Raw genomic sequence first — 17,334 nt, forward strand, 5'->3', positions numbered from 1 at the left:
TGACTTTATTGACCAGTGGGTAAATACTGAAAAAAATAACGAGCGGTACGGAGACAAGGACTCAGGATGGAGCTTGCCGGAGAACAGATCATTCATGCGCCACGCCAGCGGGTATGGGCGGCGCTCAACGATCCGACGATTCTTTCGCGCTGCATTCCCGGCTGCGAGGAAGTCAGCCAGATCTCCGATACGGAGACGCAGGCGCGCGTGCAGTTGAAGATCGGCCCGGTGCGCGCGCGGTTTGGCGGCAGGATCCTGATGTCCGATATCGACGCGCCCAGCCGCTGCCGGCTGACGTTCGAAGGCGCGGGCGGCGCGGCGGGCTTTGCCAAGGGAAGCTCCACGGTCGAGCTGACCGACAGCGGCGCGCACACGAGCCTTCGCTACGCGGTGGAGGCATCGGTCGGCGGCAAGCTTGGGCAGATCGGCGGGCGGCTCATCGATTCGTCGGCGAAGAAGATGGCCGACGAGTTTTTCACGGCGTTCGATATCGCGCTGCGCGATGACGGCGCCGCGGCGAACGGGAGCGCCACGTTCGCTCCCTCCCCCGCAGCGAGCTCCAGCGTCGTCTCCACCGGGCGCGCCAAGTCCGGCGCCAATCCCGGCGCCAGGTCCGGTGCCAGGTCCGGTGCCCTCTACGGCGAACTGCAACGCGCGTTCTGGTTCCTGTTCGGCGCCGCGTTCACGTTCGCGATCATGCACTGGCGGACCTGACCGTCCCAAACGACCGTGAAAGCGCCTCCCTTCGATTTCGTCCGGGCGTCCTCCGTCCCCGAAGTCCTGTCGCTGCTCGCGCAGCACGGCGACGACGCCAGGATTCTCGCCGGCGGCCAGACGCTGCTGGCCACGCTCAATATGCGGCTTTCCGAGCCGCGCCTGCTCGTCGATATCAACGACCTCCCGGGACTGAGCGGTATCTCGCTGCAGAACGGCTACGTCCGCATCGGCGCCCTGACCCGCCATGGCGAGATCGAAGACTCGCCGGTGGTCCGCCGCCATATGCCGTTGCTCGCGCAGGCCGCGCCCCATGTCGCGCACCGCGCCATCCGCAATCGCGGCACGCTCGGCGGGTCCATCGCCTTTGCCGATCCCGCCGCGGAGTGGCCCACGTGCGCGGTCGCGCTCGACGCCCGCATCGTCGTGATCGGCCCGCAAGGCGAACGCAGGATTGCGGCGGCCGACTTCTTTGTCGATCTCTATACGACCGCCCTCGCCCCCGGCGAGATCATCACCGCATGCGAGTTCCCGACGCCGGCGCAGCCGCGACGGCATGTCTTCGATGAACTCACGCGCCGCCACGGCGACTACGCGATCGTCGGGCTGGCCGCGAGCGCGCATGTCGAGGATGACCGTCTGCACGATATGCGGCTGGTTTTCCTGGGCACGGGCAATATCCCGATGCGCGCGCGCGGCGCGGAAGCCGCGCTCGAAGGCAGCCCGCTCGACAATGGGGCGCTCGACAATGGGGCGCTCGATGCCGCGCGGCAGGCGCTGGCACAGGAGCTGAAGCCCGTCGCCGATCTCTATCACTCCCCCGAAGCCAAGCTGCATCTCGCGTCCGTGCTGATGCGCCGCCTGGCGCATCGCCTGCTCGGGCACGCATCCACACGGAGCACCCCATGAGCGAACCGGTCCGCATCAATGTTTGCGTCAACGGGCAGGAGCAGGAGCGGCACGTCGAGGCACGCATGCATCTGGTCGATTTTCTGCGCGACGACCTCGGCGTGCGCGCCGCGCGCGTCGGCTGCGAGCACGGCGTCTGCGGCGCCTGCACGGTGCGCCTCGACGGCGAGATCGTACGCGGCTGCCTCGTGCTGGCCGCGCAGGCGCACGGACATGAAGTGGAAACGATCGACTTCATCAGCGATCGCGGCGACATCCGCGAGCTGCAGCAGGCGTTCCACGCGCGCAATGCGCTGCAGTGCGGCTTCTGCACGACCGGCATGCTGCTGACCGCCGCCGCGCTGCTCGAAGAAAAGCCCGATGCCACGCGCGACGAGGTGCGCGAGTATATGTCCGGCAACTATTGCCGATGCACGGGGTATCAGTCGATCGTCGATGCGATCTGCGACGTTTTGCACCAGCGGCGACACGCCGCCGGGGATAGTGCGACTTCCATGGTGGCGCCGGCATGAACGACTTTTCCCGCAACGAACGCGATGCTGTCGCCGACGGCGTTGATATCCGGCAGCGCTATATCGGCGCCCCTGTCGCGCGCCCGAACGCCAGACGCCATCTGGAAGGGCGCGGCGTCTATACCGACGATGTCGTGCTGCCCCGCATGGCCCACGTCGTCTACCTGCGCAGCCCCATGGCCCACGCGCGGATCGTCCACGTGGACGCCGACGCGGCGCGCGCGATGCCGGGTGTCGTAGCCATCATCGACGGCGTGCAGATCGCGGCCATCTGCAAACCGTGGGTCGCCACGCTCGCTCATCTGACGGGTATGAAATCCGCGCCGCAATACCCGCTGGCCATCGACGAAACCTTCTGGCAGGGCGAAGCCGTGCTCGCGATCGTAGCGGAGACGCGCCAGCAGGCCGAGGACGCTCTTCAGAAGGTCCACGTCGAATGGGAGAAACTGCCGGCCACTACCAGCATGGAGGCCAGCCTTTCCGGGCCGCCGATCCATCCCGCGCTGGGCGACAACATCTGCTTCCATCGAGAGATCGATACCGGCGGCGTCGATGACGTCTTTGCCTCGGCAGATCTGGTGATCGAGGAAAGCTATGCGTTCGGCCGCCATACGGGCGTCACGATGGAAACGCGCGCCGTGCTGGCGGACTATAGTCCCGCCGACGGCCGGCTTACCGTCTATCACGGCCATCAGGCCCCGCATATGATGCAGGACCTGTACGCGCGCCACTTCGGGCTGCCCGAGAGCGCGGTGCGCGTCATCTGCAAGGACGTCGGCGGCTCGTTCGGCATCAAGGTCCACTCCTACCCCGACGATTTCGCGACGGTCGCGCTGTCGATCCTGCTGCGCCGCCCCGTCAAGTTCGTGGCGGACCGGCTCGAGTCGTTCGTCACCGACGTGCATGCGCGCGAGCATCGCGTGCACGCGCGCATGGCCGTCAATCGCGATGGCGAGATCCTCGGCTTCGATGTGCGCGACATGACCGGCATCGGCCCCTACTCGGTGTATCCGCGTACGAGCGCGATCGAGGGCAATCAGGTCATCAACCTGATCGGCGGTCCCTATACGCATCGGCACTATCGCGCGACGCTCGACGTGCTGTTCCAGCACAAGACACCCACGAGCCAGTATCGCGGGGTGGGCCATCCGATCGCCTGCGCGGTAACCGAGGCCATCGTCGAGCGCGCGGCGCAGCAGCTAGGCATCGATCCACTCGAGATGCGCCGGCGCAACGTGATGCACGACGACAGCTTTCCGCGCAGCGGTGCGTCGGGCATCAAGCTGGAGGGGCTGTCGCACGACCAGTGCCTGGCGCGCATCGAAACGCTGATGGACTACCCCGCCCTGCGCAGGGAACAGGCCGCCCTGCGCGAACAGGGCATCTATCGCGGCATCGGCATCGCGGTACTGATCGAGCTGACCAATCCGGGCGCGGCGTTCTATGGCGTGGGTGGCGCGCGCATTTCGGCGCAGGACACCGCCACGCTGCGGCTGGATGCCAGTGGCAACGTCACCTGCCTCGTCGGCGTCGGCGAACAGGGGCAAGGCACCGAAACGGTCTTCGCGCAGATTGCCGCGGACGCCGTCGGCGTGCCCATGACGCGCGTCAGGGTGGTCACGGGCGATACCGACGTGACGCCTTATGGCGGCGGCACGTGGGCGTCGCGTGGCGCCGGCATCGGGGGCGAGGCCGTGCTGCAGGCCGGACTCGCGCTGCGGCAGAACCTGCTGGCGCTCGCGGCCATCATCCGCGATTGTCCCGCGCACGATCTCGATATCAGCGACGGCGTGATCGTTCACCGGCAGGATCGCGCGCCCGTGATCGATGTGGCCGAGGCCTGCCGCATCTACTATTTCCGTCCCGATACGCTGCCGCACGGGCCACTTCCGGAACTTGTGGCCACGCGGTCGTATGCGCAGACGGGCTATCCATTCGCGTTCACCAACGGCGTACAGGCCTCGTACGTGGAGGTCGATGTCGAAACCGGGTTCGTCCGGCTGCTCGGGCACTGGGCCGTCGAGGACTGCGGACGCGTGCTCAACCCGCTGCTCGTGGACGAGCAGATGCGCGGCGCCATCGTGCAGGGCATTGGTGGCGCGCTGTTCGAGGAGTGCCAGTATGACGCGGATGGGTCGCTGTGCAATGGCTCCATGGCCGACTACCTCGTGCCGATGGCCGCGGAAATGCCCGATATCGTGCTGGCGCACGTCGAGACGCCGACCAGGACGTCGCAGCTGGGCGCCAAGGGCGCTGGCGAGGCCGGCACGGCCGGCGCGCCGGCTGCCGTGATGAATGCGATCAACGACGCGTTGCTGCCGTTCCGGGCGCGCGTGACGTCGCAGCCGATCACGCCGGAGAAGATCCTGCGCGCGCTCGGCGCGATCTGATCAAACGGGGCGGGATGCTCAGACCGAGCAGTAACGCTGCTGCATGGCCTCGTCCTCGCGCAGCGCCCGCGCCGAGGACGCATGGACGATTTCGCCCTGATCCATGATGTAGGCGCGATCGGCGATACCCAGCGCATGCTCCACGCTCTGCTCGACGAGCAGGATCGTGGTGCCCTTGCGCTTCAGCTCCTCGAAGTACTCGAACATCTCATCGACCAGCTTCGGCATGATGCCCTCGCTCGGTTCGTCGAGCATGATCATCGCGGGCCGCGCCGCCATGGCGCGCGCGATGGCAAGCATCTGCTGCTCGCCACCGGACATCGTCGTCGCTTCCTGCTTCAGGCGCTCCTTGAGCCGCGGAAACGTCTCCGCGATCTCCTCGACGGCATCCTGCGGCCGCACCGCCCGGCTCCCGCGCGCGGCCAGCACGCCGAGCTCGATGTTCTCCAGGACGGTCAGGCCCGGCACGATCCGCCGTTCCTCGAAGACATAGGCAAGTCCATGATGGAAGCGGCGATAAGCGGGCTCGTCTCGCAATTCCGTGCCGTTGAAGACGATCGAACCCTCGATGCGCGGCATCAGGCCCATCACGCTCCGCATCGACGTGGTCTTGCCCGCGCCATTGCGGCCGATCAGCGCGACGACTTCGCCGGGCATCACGTGGAAATCGACGCCTTGCAGGATATGGCTGCGGCCATACCACGCATGGAGGTTCTTGACGGTAAGCAGCGGCTCGGTCGCCATCAGTGATTCCCCTTGCCCAGATAGACGCGCCGGACGTCCTCGTTGGCCCGAATGTCGTCGGGCCGCCCCTGTACGAGCAGGCTGCCCTGATGCAGCACGATGATGCTGTCGCTGACGCCCATGACGAGTTTCATCTTGTGTTCCACGAGGCCGATCGTGCGGGACTCGAGCAGCTTCAGGATCAGGTCCATGATCGCGCGCGTCTCTTCCGGGCTCATGCCGGCGGTCGGCTCGTCGAGCAGTAACAGGCGCGGATCGCTCGCAAGCGCCACCGCGATCTCGAGGCTGCGCTGCTCGCCATGCGCGAGGCTATCGGCCGCCGCATGGCGCTTGTCCTGCAGGCCGACGAGCTCCAGCAGCGCCTCCGCCTTCGCGACCCATTCGGTATGGCGGCTGCGCGGCGTCCACAGGTCGTACGTACGGTCCTGGCATTGCACCGCGACACGCACGTTCTCCAGCACGGATAGTGCCGGAAACAGGTTGGTGATCTGGAACGACTTGGAGATGCCGACCTTCGCGAACTCGTGCGAGCGCAGCCCGATCAGGCTCTTGCCGTTGAAGACGATCTCTCCGGACGTCGGCGCCAGTCCGCCCGAGATCATGTTGAAGAACGTCGACTTCCCCGCCCCGTTCGGTCCGATGATCGCGGTCAGGCGGCCCGGTTCGAGGCTGACCGTGATGTCGTCGTTGGCGACGAAGTTGCCGAAGCGCTTGGTGACGCCGCGCGTCTGGAGGATTGCCGTGGCGCTCATCGCTTGACCCATCCCAGCACCGTGCCCCAGATACCCTTTGGGAAGAAGAGCACCAGAACGATGAAGACAATGCCGACGATCAGCTGCCAGCGTTCCGTGAAGCTCGTGACGATATGCTCGATGCCGAGGAACACGCCGGAACCGACGAACGGCCCGAAGAACGTCCCCATGCCGCCCAGCAGCGTGATCATCATGACCTGGCCCGACGTGTGATACGACAGGCTGTCTATCGACACCGTGGACAGGTTGATGGCATTCAGCGCCCCCGCCAGTCCGCAGATCAGGCCGGAGATCAGCAGCGACAGCAGCCGCACGCGCTCGACGTCGATGCCGCAGGCCCGGGCGCGATGCTCGTTCTCGCGCAGCGCCTCGAGGATGGCGCCGAACGGCGACTGCAGCAGCCTTGCCAGCAGCGCGAGCCCTACCGCGACGAAGGCGAGCGTGAAGTAGTACTTGTTCAGCGGATCGAGCAGACTCAGTTCGGTGAAGCCAAGCCGGAGCTTCTCCACGTTCACGCCGCGCAGACCGTTGTCGCCGCCGGTCAGCGACGACGCATGGAAGAACAGGAAGTACACGCATTGCGCGAGGGCCAGCGTCACCATGGCGAAGTAGATGCCGCGCGTGCGGCTGGCCAGCAGGCCGATGACCAGCGCGAACGCGCCGGCCAGCAGGATGCCGAAGGCGATGGCCAGCGGCCATGCGACGCCGTACTGCGCAATGAGGATGCCGCAGCCGTAGGACCCGCTGCCGAAGAATGCGGCATGGCCGAACGAGAGCTTGCCCGTGTAGCCGAACGTCAAGTTGTATCCGGCGGCAAAGAGCCCGAAGATAATGATGTTCGTGGCCAGCGAGTAGAACGGAAACACGAGGGGCAGCACGGCCAGCACGATCAGCGCCGAGACGACCGGGGCGCGCGCGATCCGCTGGACCAGCACCCGTCCGATGGAACCGGACGGCGGCGCACCTGCCTTGGCCGGAAACTGCGAGGTGATCTTTTCCATCGTCAGACCATCAATCCTTTCCGGCCGAACAGGCCATTCGGCCTGACGATCAGCATGATCGCCATGAGCGCGAACATCGAGAAATCGGCGAACTCGGGCTGGAACAGCGTCGTGAAACTGACGACCACGCCCACGATCAGGCCCGCCACCACGGCGCCGCCGAGCGATCCCATTCCGCCCACGACCGTGATGACGAATGCCTCCACCAGCACGGGCACGCCCATTTCCGGCGACGCGCCGCGCATCGGCGCGGCCAGCAGTCCCGCCAGACCCGCGATGGCCGTGCCGGCCCCGAAGATCGCCAGCCATACGGTGGACATATTGATGCCGAGCGTGCGCAGGACCAGCGCGTCGCGCGCGCCCGCCCGCACGATGAGCCCGAACCGAGTCCTCTCGAGCAGCAGCCACAGCGCCAGCAGCACCAGCGCGGTCACGCCGATCAGGAACAACCGGTATAGCGGGAACATGCCGATGCCGATATCGACGGCGCCCTGCAGCAGCTCGGGCGTCTCCAGCTGCTCCCCCTGCACGCCGAACCCCATGCGCACGAGGTCCATCAGCACGTAGGCCAGGCCGAACGTCAGCAGCAGCGGGTAATCGATGCCGCGCCCATAGAGCGGCCGGATGAGGAACCGCTCCGCGAGCATGCCCAGCGCGGCCGTCGCCAGCGGCACCACCAGCATGCAGAGCCAGAAGCTGCCCGTCCTGGCGTAGACCAGCAGCCCGACGTAGGCGCCGACCATGAAGAACGCGCCGTGCGCGAAGTTGACGACGGTCAGCAGCCCGAACACTAGCGAGAGCCCGACGCCGATCAGCACATAGATCGAGCCGAGCGCCAGTCCCGTGACGAGCTGCTGCGCAATGAGGTTGAAGGACAGTTCCATCCGGACTCCATCGGGCGGCGGCGAATCAGGCCTGGAAACCCAGTTCCGAGCAGGTGCGGAGCCGGCTCTCGTCGAGGTTATCGACCAGCAGCACCTTGAAGATGTCCTGATCGTTCGCGGCGGCGGCCTTGTCCTTCGACTCGACGATCAGCACCGACTGCACGGCCTGCTGGTCGCACGCGCGGTAGAACTCCATGCCCTTGTAGATATCGCCCCGGATCGCGCGCAGCGCCTCGACCACCTTCTCCGTATCGGTGGTGCCGGCATTCTTCGCGGCGGCCAGCACGTTGCGCACGCCCGCATAGCCCAGACCGGCATAGTCGGTCGGATACATGCCCTTGTGCATTGCCTTGAAGGCGTCGTTGAAGCGCTTTGCCGACGGCAGGCTGGATTCGAGCCCCCAGTAGTACCCGGTGGCGCCGACGATGCCCTCGTACGATTTGTGGCCATCGACGAAGCGCCCGTTGTGCATCAGCAGCGGCGCCGCCATGCGCATCTGCTTCTTCACGCCGAAGTCGTTGGCCTGCCGGAACGCGATCTGCTGGTCGCGGCCGAAGTTGCAGACGATGAGCAGGTCCGGCTTGAGGGCCAGGATGCGCGGAAAATAGCTGGAGAAGTCGGTGGTGCCGAGCGGGTGCCGGATATCGGCGAGCACCTCCATGCCCAGCGGCTTGCCCGCCGTCTGGAAGCCGCGCACCATCTCGTGGCCATAGGCATAGTCGGCGGTCAGGAACACCACACGCTTGCCCAGCCGCGGAATGACATACCTGGCTACCGCGCCCGCCGTCATATGGGGGTTGAGGCATTCGTGGAACGTGTAGCGGCTCCAGTCCTTGGCTTCGTTGATCGCATCGGACTGGCTGATCGAGTTGTAGATGACCTTGCGCTGTTTCGTGATGTTGTTCACCGAAAGCTGCACGGCGGCCGAAACCGAGCCGACGATAAAGTGGGCGCGATCCTTGTCGATGAGCTCGATCGTCCGGGTCGCGGCCTCCTGCGGGTTGAGCTTGTCGTCCCGCACGAGCAATTCCGCCTTGCGGCCGCCTAGTCCTCCCCCATCGTTGAACTCCTTGATCGCCACTTCCGCGCCCCGGACCACGGCCTGCGCCTCGGCGGCGAAGGCCCCGGTCAGCGGCACCGGGAAACCCACGCGGATATTGTCGGCGCCCTGGGCTCGCGCCAGCAGCGGAAACTCCCCCAGCGCCAGCACGCCACCGGCGGCAAGGGTCTTGAGAACGGCACGACGTCCGCCCCCGAACGTGGAATCGCCCATGTTGTCTCCTCGGATCGTTGTATTTGTTACCCACGGCCCCTTTATTTAACCGTTGGTAAATATCTTTGACCCAATATATATGTGGGTCCTTGCATATGTCAATGCGGGTTTTGGAGACCTCGGTCTCCGACTTGTCTTAACTCGCCCCATCAAAAACTACAGGTCGCAACGGTGGATTTCCGCGGCGCTGCCAAGCCAGAATCCCAAGGGTGGCACCACACACCGGAAGGAGCCGAGATGAGGCGATCGATACTTGCCGCGGGACTGTCGGGCGCGGCCTTGCTTGTGCCCGCCGCGAGCCATGCCGTCGAGGGCGCGCTGGGCCGGCCGGTCACGGGCACCGGCGTCGTGCCCAATGCGGGCATCGTGTCGCCGGAGCCGATCATGGCGGTGAACGTCGCGCAGGTGTACCTGAATGGCTCGATCGGCAGCGGCCGGGCCGTGCCGATCGTGGGCGAGACGTCGGCCGGCATCAACGCGGAGATCGCGTTCACGCTGGCGACGTTCATGAAGGTGTGGGATACGGGCCCCGGCGCGTGGAACTTCGCATCGAGCTTTACGCTGCCCTACCTCTGGACCGAGGTCAACGCCAGCTTCGCGGCGGGACGGTTACAGGGCGCGCGGTCGGACCGCGCATCGAACCTGTTCGATATCACCTTTGCGCCGATCATCGCCGGATACCACTTCTCGAAGACCGAGCACGTCTCGGTCAGCCTCAATATCTGGGCGCCGACGGGCCAGTACGACGTGAACGCGCTGGCCAACCCGAGCCTCAACAACTGGACCTTCGTCCCACAGGTGGCCTACACGAAGATCTTCGCGGCGTATGGACTGGAATTCGACGCCGTGGCGGGCGTGCAGTTCTACACGCGCAACAGCGCGACCGACTATCGCAACGCCCCGCTGTTCACGCTCGACACCATGCTGCTCAAGCATTTCGGCAAGGGCTTCTCGGGCGGCATCATCGTGGGCACCACCCAGCAGCTGGGCAACGACAGCGGCCCGACCGCCGACCGGCTGAACGGCTTCGTCGGGCGCGACTGGGCCGTGGGCCCGATCGTGACCTACGACACGAAGGTCGGCGCCAGAAGCATGCTGTCGCTGGGCATTCGCTGGGTGCCTACCGTTTCCAGCAAGAACCGCATCGACAGTACCCGGACGTTCATGGGCACCGCGACGCTCGTATTCTGACCTCAGGCGCCCCGGGCGCGGCCAAGCAGCCGGCGCAGCTGCGTATCGGTGGGTTCGGCCGCGGACACGGGCAGCAGCGGCACGTCGATGGCCTTGTGCCAGTCCATGAGCGCGACGCTGTGATCGTCCGCGAACTGGCGGATATTGCGCCGCAGCGCTTCGCTGCCGAATCCGAGCTCCACCTGCAGCTCGCCGTTGGTGACCACCAGATGGCCCGAATCGGGCAATTCCAGCAGGAACGGATCGTAGACGAGCACGGACAGCAGATCGTTGCGGCTGCGCAGCGCCAGCATCAGATGGCGCGTATGGCTGTCGCTGCCGTCGAAGTCGCTGATCACGATGACCAGATGATCGTGATGCGCCATGCGCAGCGTGGCCTCCAGCGCCGCGTTGAGCCGGAGCGCGCTGCGTTGCGCGGGGGCGTCGGCGCGCAACGCCCGGTTGAAGCGCACGATCTCTCCCAGCAGATGCAACACGCCATGGCGGCTGCGCTGTGGCGGCTGCGCGGACTGTCCCACGTCGCCGAACACCACGCCGCCCACGCGGTCTCCATCGGACAGGACGCGCCATGCGGCCAGCGCGGCCACTTCGGCCGCACTCACCGACTTCATCGCGCGGCGGCTGCCGAAGAACATGTTCATGCGCTGGTCCACGACCAGCAGCACCGGACGCTCCTTCTCCTCCGCATAGACGCGGACATGCGGCTTGCCCGTGCGCGCGGTCACGCGCCAGTCCATCGTGCGCACGTCGTCGCCGGGGACGTAGAGCCGTAGCTCCTCGAAGGCGAGGCCGCGCCCATGCACGCGCGACGCATGCCGGCCGGACAGCAGGCTGTGCACGGGCTGCCGCGTGCCGAAATGGAAGTCGCGCACATGGGCTTCGAGCGCGGCCAGCGCGGGCACATCGACATTGACGCCCGCTTGTGACGCCGCTTGTGACGCCGCTTGTGACGCCGCTTGTGACCCTGACACGGCCGGTGCCGCCGTCTTCGGGCTTCGGGCACGGGCGGCGGTGTCGCGGGGCATCGCGCGCTCAGGCAACCGCCACGCGTTGCAGCAGCCGGTCGATCGCCGCATCGGCCGTCACGCCGCTGGCATGCGCCTCGTACGACAGGATCAGCCGATGACGGAAGACATCGTGCACCACGGCCTGCACGTCTTCCGGTGTGACGTGATCGCGCGCGCGCAACCATGCGATGGCACGCGCCACCTTGTCGAGACCGATCGATCCGCGTGGGCTCACGCCGACCTGGATCCAGCGCCTGAGGTCGTCGTCGAAGCGCCCCGCGTCGCGCGTGGCCTGCACCAGCGTGACGATATAGCGCTCCACGGGCGCACTCACGGTGATGTCCCGTATCGCCTCGCGTGCCGCGAACACCGCGGCCGGGGACAGCCTGTTGGCTTCCCCCTGCCCCCCGGATCTGGCGGCGGCCTCTTCCGCGCGCGCGAGCCGGATGATATCGGCCTCGGCACCGGCATCCGGGTAGCCGACGCTCACGTGCATGAGAAAGCGATCCATCTGCGCCTCGGGCAAGGCGTAGGTGCCCTCCTGTTCGATGGGGTTCTGCGTGGCCATGACGAGGAACAGCGGTTCCAGCTTGTGGGTATGCCCGCCCACGGTGACCTGACGTTCCTCCATCGCCTCCAGCAGTGCGGCCTGCACCTTTGCGGGCGCGCGGTTGACCTCGTCGGCGAGAATCAGATTGGCGAAGATCGGGCCAGGCTGAAAGCGAAATTCGCCTCTGCCGCCTTCCGAGAGATAGACGTCCGAGCCCGTGATATCGGCCGGGAGCAGATCCGGCGTGAACTGGATACGCGAGAGCCGCGCATCGAGATGCGTTGCCAGGCTCTTGATCGCGCGCGTCTTGGCGAGCCCGGGCAGTCCTTCCACGAGCAGATGGCCGTCGGCCAGCAACCCCAGCAGCAGCCGTTCGATCATGCGCGACTGCCCGACGATCGATGCCCCCATGCGTGCCTGCAGGGCGAGGATGTCGTCGCGTGCCGAAGCGTTCGTGGTCATCGCTCGCCTCCGGAGCGCCCACCCGTGAACCAGCGGTAATAGCGGTTATCGGGGTCCGCGCGCATGACGGCCGTGATATCGCGCAGCCATTGCTCGCGGTCGCCGCGGTAGGCGTCGAGGCCTGCCGCGTAGAACGTATGCAGCGTGCGGCGTTCCTGCTGGATCGCGCGATGGAGCGCGTCGTCGCCGCCGGTGAGCGGCGGATCCGATTGCAGGTCGAGCAGCTCGCGCAGCGTGGCGGGAAACTCCTGCCGCCGCACCCAGCCCGTGTACTCGATGCGCGGGCGATCGTCGGTCACGGCGGCGGCGTCTCCGGCGAACCAGTCGAGGGCCGTGCGATCCATCACGTACGTGGCGAGCAAGGCGGCCGGCGAAGCCACGCCGACTTCGCGCAGCGCGGCGGCAACCGCGGGTTGCGCAAAGCGTGCGGCGATGCCGGTGGCGTCGAGCGGCATCGGTTGCAGGGAGCCGATCAGCAGCATCTCGTGGAGTTCGGTGGTCCAGAGTGTGGCGTGCGGAAATACGTCGAGGAAACTGCGGATCAGCGCGCGCGTGTCGTCGCGGTTCTGCGTCGGCAGCGGCAGCCACTGCGCGACGACGCCACCGGTTTCGAGCCGTGCGGCCGCAAGGCGATAGAACTCGCGCGAGTACAGGTTGACCACGCCGCTGGCGGACGGGGGCGGCGGTTCGAGCGTGATCAGGTCATAGTGTTGCGCGCTTTGGCGGAGCTCGCGCCGGCCGTCGCGCAGGCGGATCTCGAGGCGTGGGTCCGCGCCTGCGTTGTAGTTGCCACGGAAGCTCGGTACCGCGCGGACGACGGCGGGCAGCAACTCGGCTGCCACGCGATGATCGAGGCCCGGATACTGCAGCAGTGCGCCGGCGGTGATGCCGGTGCCGAGTCCGATGACCAGCGCGGACTTTGGCTCGCGTTGCTGGACGATCAGTGGCAGCAGGGCCTGCAGGCGCATATAGCGCAGCGAGGCCATGGTGTCGCCGGAGTTGGAGACGCCCTGGATGTATAGCCGCCGGAATGGCTGGCTGCGGCCCTGCTCGATGACGCCGACGGTGGCGCCGCGGCTCTCTTCGTAGAACACGAGCGCGCCGCCGCGCGTGTGGGCGAGCAGCGTTGCCAGGCGGTCGGTTGGGGTGGTGATGGCGATGGTCAGGGCCGCGAGCGCGAGTATCGGCACCGCGAGGCGCGTGGTGCGCGTGCGGGTGGTCTCGTTTCTCGAGCCGAGAATGGCCACGAGGGCGATCAGGGTGCTCGCGAGGGCCAGTACGCCGAGCGATCGGATGACGCCGAGCCATGGCAGCAGGACGAATCCGACGAGCGACGAGCCGGCGATGCCGCCGAGGGTGTTGAGCGCGATGACGGTGCCTACGCCCGTGCCGAGGCGGGGCGCCGCCACGGTGAGGCGCAGTACGTATGGGAATGCCGCGCCGAGCAGCAAGGTGGGGAGGAATACCACGCATAGCGCTGCGGTGGCAAAGCTGGCGGAGCTTGCGGCGAGCAGGCTGCCGGTTGCGCTCAGCATGCGCTGCTGCATGAGGGATTGCGCGGCGGGCAGCCATGCGCCGAGCCATGCGAATTCGATGAGCGCGGCGAGGCCCGCGCCGGCGATCAGCAGCGCGAAGGCTGCCCATGGGTCCCGCGTCCGGTCGACACGGCGCGCGACGAGGGCGCTGCCGATGGCGAGGCCGGCGAGATAGGTGGCGAGCATGACGGCGAAGGCGAAGGCGCGGGTGCTGAGGAATTGCACGATGGCCTGGGACCAGAGGACTTCGTAGCCGAGGGCGATGCCGCCGGCCAGGGCGTAGAGCACGAGCGCCAGCGCGCGCCGCCGCGCCGCGACGCGCGCACGGGCCCACCCATCGCCCCCCGCATCGGCCCGCGTATCGGCCCGCGTATCGGCCCCGGTATCGGCCCGTGTATCAGCCCACGTATCGGCCCGGGCATCGGCCCGCGCATCAGCCCGCGCATCAGCCCGTGTATCGGCCCGCGTATCGGCCCGCGCATCGGCCCGCGCATCGGCCCGCATATCGGCCCGCGCATCGGGGCGTGTATCGGCCCGCGCATCGGGGCGTGTATCGGCCCGTGTATCGGCCCGCGTATCGGCCCGCATATCGGCCCGGGTATCGGCCCGCGTATCGGCCCACGTATCGGCCCGCATATCGGCCCGCGTATTGGCCCGCGTATCGGCCCGCGTATTGGCCCGGGTATCGGCCCGGGTATCGGCCCGTGTATCGGCCCGGGTATCGGCCCGGGTATCGGCCCGGGTATCGGCCCGGGTATCGGCCCGGGTATCGGCCCGGGTATCGGCCCGCGTATTGGCCCGTGTATCGGCATCGGCACCGGCATCGGCATCGGCATCGCCAACGGCATCCGCATCTGCATCCGCACCTGCACGTCTGCCATAGGCAAACGCCCCCGCTGCCGCAAGCCCGTTCAGCACCGCCGCCGCGCAGGCGCTGCCCGTTACGCCGAGCAGCGGGATCCATGCGAACGCGGCGAGCAGTGTGCCAGCGATCGCGCCCGCCGTGTTGGCCGCGTAGAGCCTGCCCCCGTGCGTGCCGATCTCGCCCTGCGATGACCGCAGCGCGCGCATCAACACAGGTAGCGTCGCCCCCATGGCCGTCGCCGGTATGCCGACCAGCAGAACGGGCAGCAGCCATGCAATGGCCCCCACCCGTGCCTCGGCCCAGGCGAATGGCTCCGCCGCGTGCGCGAGGCCGAGCGTCGCCCCGACGCCAAGCACTGCAATCGCGCATTCCAGCATCGCGTAAAGCCGCCACGGCGATACCGCGCCGCCGGCACCGCGATTGCCCGCCGGATCGGTCAGGCGGTCGGCCATCCGCCCGCCAGCCCACCCGCCGAGCGCCAGCCCGGCGAAAAACGCGCTCACGCCGATCGCCACGGCCTCCATCTCCACGCCGACCACGAGCGACAGCTGCTTGACCCACAGCACCTGATAGACGAGCCCGCCCGCGCCGGACAGCGCGAGCAATCCCGAGGCCAGCCACAGGCCGGCCCCGCGCGCCTCCACTCCCGCCACCGCCGCCACTGCGGGGAACGACGCGGCAGCCAGCCGGCCGAGGTTGCGATCCGCCGCGGCCACGGCCTACTTCTTCTGCTGTGGTTGCTGGCCCTTGGCCATCTGATCCGCGACCTGCCGCTTGATCTTCTCGCTGGCCTGGTCGATCGTGAAGCTCGCCGGAATCTGGCTCGGCGGATAGTCGACGAAGGTCTGCAGGAAATTGATCGCGCGGCGGTTGCCCTCGATGAACAGGTAGGGATTCTCGGTCTCGAGATCGTGATACCGGTTCGTCGGCCCCGTGTCCGCGCGCTCGTACGGATCCATCCGCAGATTGAAGTACTTCGGCGCGCGCAGGCACGTGAACGGCTCCTTCCAGACCATCATCGACCCCCGCTCCCGCTGCTCGCAGAACACGACCTTCCACGCCGTGGGCGTGGTCGCGCCCTGCGTGAGCACGTCGTAGCGCATGGCCACCAGCTCCGCGTCGTCGTTGAAATAGTAGAACTCGTCCCGCGCGCTCTTCGTCGTCTGGCCCGTGAGCAACGGCAACTGGTTGTATCCGTCCAGATGGACCTTGAAGCTCTTGCCACCGAGGCTCGCGCCTTTCAGCAACCGGTCCTTGACATCGCCATCGCCCGCCGCCGCAAGTAACGTGGGGAACCAGTCGAGCCCCGACATGAGCCCATTGGTCATCGACCCGGGCTGGATCCTGCCGGGCCACCGGATCATGGCCGGCACACGGAACGCGCCCTCCCAGTTGGAGTCCTTCTCGCTGCGGAACGGCGTGTTCGCGGCATCGGGCCAGGTGAAGAAGTTCGGCCCGTTGTCGGTGGTAAAGATCACGATCGTATCGTTCGCGATGCCGGTGTCATCGAGCACCTTCAGCAGCTTGCCGACGTTCTGGTCCATCTCCCACATGCCATCGGCATATTCGTGCCCCATGCCCAGCCCCGCCTTGCCGCGATATTCCTGCCTGACGTGCGTGAACAAATGCATGCGCGTGAAGTTCATCCACACGAAGAACGGCTGCTTTGCCTGCGCCTGCTTCTGGATATACTGCGCGGCCGCGCCCGTGGTCTCGTCGTCGATCGTCTCCATGCGCTTGCGATTCAGCGGCCCCGTGTCCTCGATCTTGCCGTCCGCCGTGCTGTGCAGCACGCCGCGCGGGTTATAGAACTTGAGGAAGTCGGGATTGTCCTTCGGCCAGTACGGCCGCTCGGGCTCTTCCTCGGCATTCAGGTGATAGAGGTTGCCGAAGAACTCGTCGAAGCCATGCTTCGTGGGCAGGAACCGGTCCTGATCGCCGAGGTGGTTCTTGCCGAACTGCGCGGTGACATAGCCGAGCGGTTTCAGCGCCTGCGCGATCGTGACATCGCGGTCCTGCAGCCCGACGGGCGCGCCGGGCAAGCCCACCTTCGACATGCCGGTGCGGAACACCGTCTGCCCGGTAATGAACGTCGAACGCCCCGCCGTGCAGCTGTTCTCGGCGTAGTAGTCCGTCATCATCATCCCTTCGCGCGCGATGCGGTCGATGTTCGGCGTTCTGTAGCCCACCACGCCATGGCTGAAGGCGCTGATATTGCCGATCCCCACGTCGTCCCCGAAGATCACGAGGATATTGGGCTTGCCACCCCGGCCAGCCGGGGCGCTTGCAGGCGCGGCGGCCACGGGCGAAGCGCCGGCCGGTGGCGGCGCGACCGGTGCCGGGGTCGCCTCCGATGTCGGGGCGGCGGGCGGCGTGGGGGCGGTCGCAACAGGCGGCGGCGCCGCCGGTGCCGGAGCGGCCTGCTCCGCCTTGTTGTCATCGGCCTTCTTGCAGCCACCCAATGCGCCGCTCAATGCAAGCATCGCGATGCAAAGCGCCGCGGCACCCGCCCGCGCGGATTGAGGGAACGAAGTTGAGATCATCG

The 17,334-nt window shown here is 67.1% G+C and carries 14 protein-coding genes; 5 read left to right on the forward strand and 9 right to left on the reverse strand.

Annotated elements, in window-relative coordinates:
- Positions 1-66: 66 nt before the first annotated feature.
- From FOB72_RS22080 to FOB72_RS22095, 4 genes are read left to right on the forward strand one after another with little or no spacing between them, the layout of a single operon-like run.
- Positions 67-714 carry a CoxG family protein gene (locus tag FOB72_RS22080; protein ID WP_150374844.1) on the forward strand — a complete coding sequence of 216 codons (648 nt, stop codon included), beginning with the start codon at positions 67-69 and terminating at the stop codon, positions 712-714.
- Between the two features lie 15 nt (positions 715-729).
- Positions 730-1,623: an FAD binding domain-containing protein gene (locus FOB72_RS22085; RefSeq protein ID WP_150374845.1), complete on the forward strand. Its 894-nt coding sequence runs from the start codon at positions 730-732 to the stop codon at positions 1,621-1,623.
- Complete coding sequence (locus FOB72_RS22090) at positions 1,620-2,135, forward strand: (2Fe-2S)-binding protein (RefSeq protein WP_150374846.1); 516 nt, start codon at positions 1,620-1,622, stop codon at positions 2,133-2,135. The genes FOB72_RS22085 and FOB72_RS22090 overlap by 4 nt, the downstream gene beginning before the upstream one ends.
- Positions 2,132-4,525: a xanthine dehydrogenase family protein molybdopterin-binding subunit gene (locus FOB72_RS22095; RefSeq protein ID WP_150374847.1), complete on the forward strand. Its 2,394-nt coding sequence runs from the start codon at positions 2,132-2,134 to the stop codon at positions 4,523-4,525. The genes FOB72_RS22090 and FOB72_RS22095 overlap by 4 nt, the downstream gene beginning before the upstream one ends.
- Positions 4,526-4,543: 18 nt before the next feature.
- Here FOB72_RS22095 and FOB72_RS22100 read toward each other — a convergent pair whose 3' ends face one another.
- Genes FOB72_RS22100 through FOB72_RS22120 form a run of 5 tightly spaced genes read right to left on the reverse strand, consistent with a single transcriptional unit; the run spans position 4,544 to position 9,179 of the window.
- Positions 4,544-5,269, reverse strand: a complete 726-nt coding sequence (locus FOB72_RS22100; protein WP_150374848.1) for an ABC transporter ATP-binding protein — start codon at positions 5,267-5,269, stop codon at positions 4,544-4,546.
- Positions 5,269-6,021 (reverse strand): ABC transporter ATP-binding protein, encoded by a 753-nt coding sequence (locus FOB72_RS22105; RefSeq protein ID WP_150374849.1) that lies wholly within the window; start codon positions 6,019-6,021, stop codon positions 5,269-5,271. The genes FOB72_RS22100 and FOB72_RS22105 overlap by 1 nt, the downstream gene beginning before the upstream one ends.
- Complete coding sequence (locus FOB72_RS22110; RefSeq protein ID WP_150374850.1) at positions 6,018-7,022, reverse strand: branched-chain amino acid ABC transporter permease; 1,005 nt, start codon at positions 7,020-7,022, stop codon at positions 6,018-6,020. Before FOB72_RS22110 ends, FOB72_RS22105 begins: the two co-directional genes overlap by 4 nt.
- Positions 7,023-7,024: 2 nt before the next feature.
- Positions 7,025-7,906 carry a branched-chain amino acid ABC transporter permease gene (locus tag FOB72_RS22115; protein WP_150374851.1) on the reverse strand — a complete coding sequence of 294 codons (882 nt, stop codon included), beginning with the start codon at positions 7,904-7,906 and terminating at the stop codon, positions 7,025-7,027.
- 25 nt (positions 7,907-7,931) lie between these two features.
- Complete coding sequence (locus tag FOB72_RS22120; protein WP_150374852.1) at positions 7,932-9,179, reverse strand: ABC transporter substrate-binding protein; 1,248 nt, start codon at positions 9,177-9,179, stop codon at positions 7,932-7,934.
- Positions 9,180-9,416: 237 nt separating this feature from the next.
- On the opposite strand from FOB72_RS22120, the gene FOB72_RS22125 reads away from it, so the two are divergent.
- Positions 9,417-10,370, forward strand: a complete 954-nt coding sequence (locus tag FOB72_RS22125; RefSeq protein WP_150374853.1) for a transporter — start codon at positions 9,417-9,419, stop codon at positions 10,368-10,370.
- Between the two features lie 2 nt (positions 10,371-10,372).
- Here FOB72_RS22125 and FOB72_RS22130 read toward each other — a convergent pair whose 3' ends face one another.
- From FOB72_RS22130 to FOB72_RS22155, 4 genes are read right to left on the reverse strand one after another with little or no spacing between them, the layout of a single operon-like run.
- Positions 10,373-11,395 carry a DUF58 domain-containing protein gene (locus FOB72_RS22130; RefSeq protein WP_150374854.1) on the reverse strand — a complete coding sequence of 341 codons (1,023 nt, stop codon included), beginning with the start codon at positions 11,393-11,395 and terminating at the stop codon, positions 10,373-10,375.
- Positions 11,396-11,402: 7 nt separating this feature from the next.
- Positions 11,403-12,389 (reverse strand): AAA family ATPase, encoded by a 987-nt coding sequence (locus FOB72_RS22135; protein ID WP_150374855.1) that lies wholly within the window; start codon positions 12,387-12,389, stop codon positions 11,403-11,405.
- Entirely contained in the window at positions 12,386-15,505 is a 3,120-nt protein-coding gene (locus FOB72_RS22140) for a fused MFS/spermidine synthase (RefSeq protein WP_411859869.1), read from the reverse strand. The genes FOB72_RS22135 and FOB72_RS22140 overlap by 4 nt, the downstream gene beginning before the upstream one ends.
- Before the next feature lie 3 nt (positions 15,506-15,508).
- Complete coding sequence (locus tag FOB72_RS22155; RefSeq protein ID WP_411859870.1) at positions 15,509-17,332, reverse strand: arylsulfatase; 1,824 nt, start codon at positions 17,330-17,332, stop codon at positions 15,509-15,511.
- Between the last annotated feature and the right edge of the window lie 2 nt (positions 17,333-17,334).

Origin of the sequence: Cupriavidus pauculus, from assembly GCF_008693385.1 — a bacterium.
In the GTDB taxonomy this organism is placed as follows: Bacteria; Pseudomonadota; Gammaproteobacteria; order Burkholderiales; family Burkholderiaceae; genus Cupriavidus; species Cupriavidus pauculus_D.

Coding starts and splice junctions, on each gene's coding strand:
- FOB72_RS22080 (WP_150374844.1), top strand. CDS start 67: ATGGAGCTTGCCGGAGAACAGATCATTCATGCGCCACGCCAGCGGGTA.
- FOB72_RS22090 (WP_150374846.1), top strand. CDS start 1,620: ATGAGCGAACCGGTCCGCATCAATGTTTGCGTCAACGGGCAGGAGCAG.
- FOB72_RS22095 (WP_150374847.1), top strand. CDS start 2,132: ATGAACGACTTTTCCCGCAACGAACGCGATGCTGTCGCCGACGGCGTT.
- FOB72_RS22100 (WP_150374848.1), bottom strand. CDS start 5,269: ATGGCGACCGAGCCGCTGCTTACCGTCAAGAACCTCCATGCGTGGTAT.
- FOB72_RS22105 (WP_150374849.1), bottom strand. CDS start 6,021: ATGAGCGCCACGGCAATCCTCCAGACGCGCGGCGTCACCAAGCGCTTC.
- FOB72_RS22110 (WP_150374850.1), bottom strand. CDS start 7,022: ATGGAAAAGATCACCTCGCAGTTTCCGGCCAAGGCAGGTGCGCCGCCG.
- FOB72_RS22115 (WP_150374851.1), bottom strand. CDS start 7,906: ATGGAACTGTCCTTCAACCTCATTGCGCAGCAGCTCGTCACGGGACTG.
- FOB72_RS22120 (WP_150374852.1), bottom strand. CDS start 9,179: ATGGGCGATTCCACGTTCGGGGGCGGACGTCGTGCCGTTCTCAAGACC.
- FOB72_RS22125 (WP_150374853.1), top strand. CDS start 9,417: ATGAGGCGATCGATACTTGCCGCGGGACTGTCGGGCGCGGCCTTGCTT.
- FOB72_RS22130 (WP_150374854.1), bottom strand. CDS start 11,395: ATGCCCCGCGACACCGCCGCCCGTGCCCGAAGCCCGAAGACGGCGGCA.
- FOB72_RS22135 (WP_150374855.1), bottom strand. CDS start 12,389: ATGACCACGAACGCTTCGGCACGCGACGACATCCTCGCCCTGCAGGCA.
- FOB72_RS22155 (WP_411859870.1), bottom strand. CDS start 17,332: ATGATCTCAACTTCGTTCCCTCAATCCGCGCGGGCGGGTGCCGCGGCG.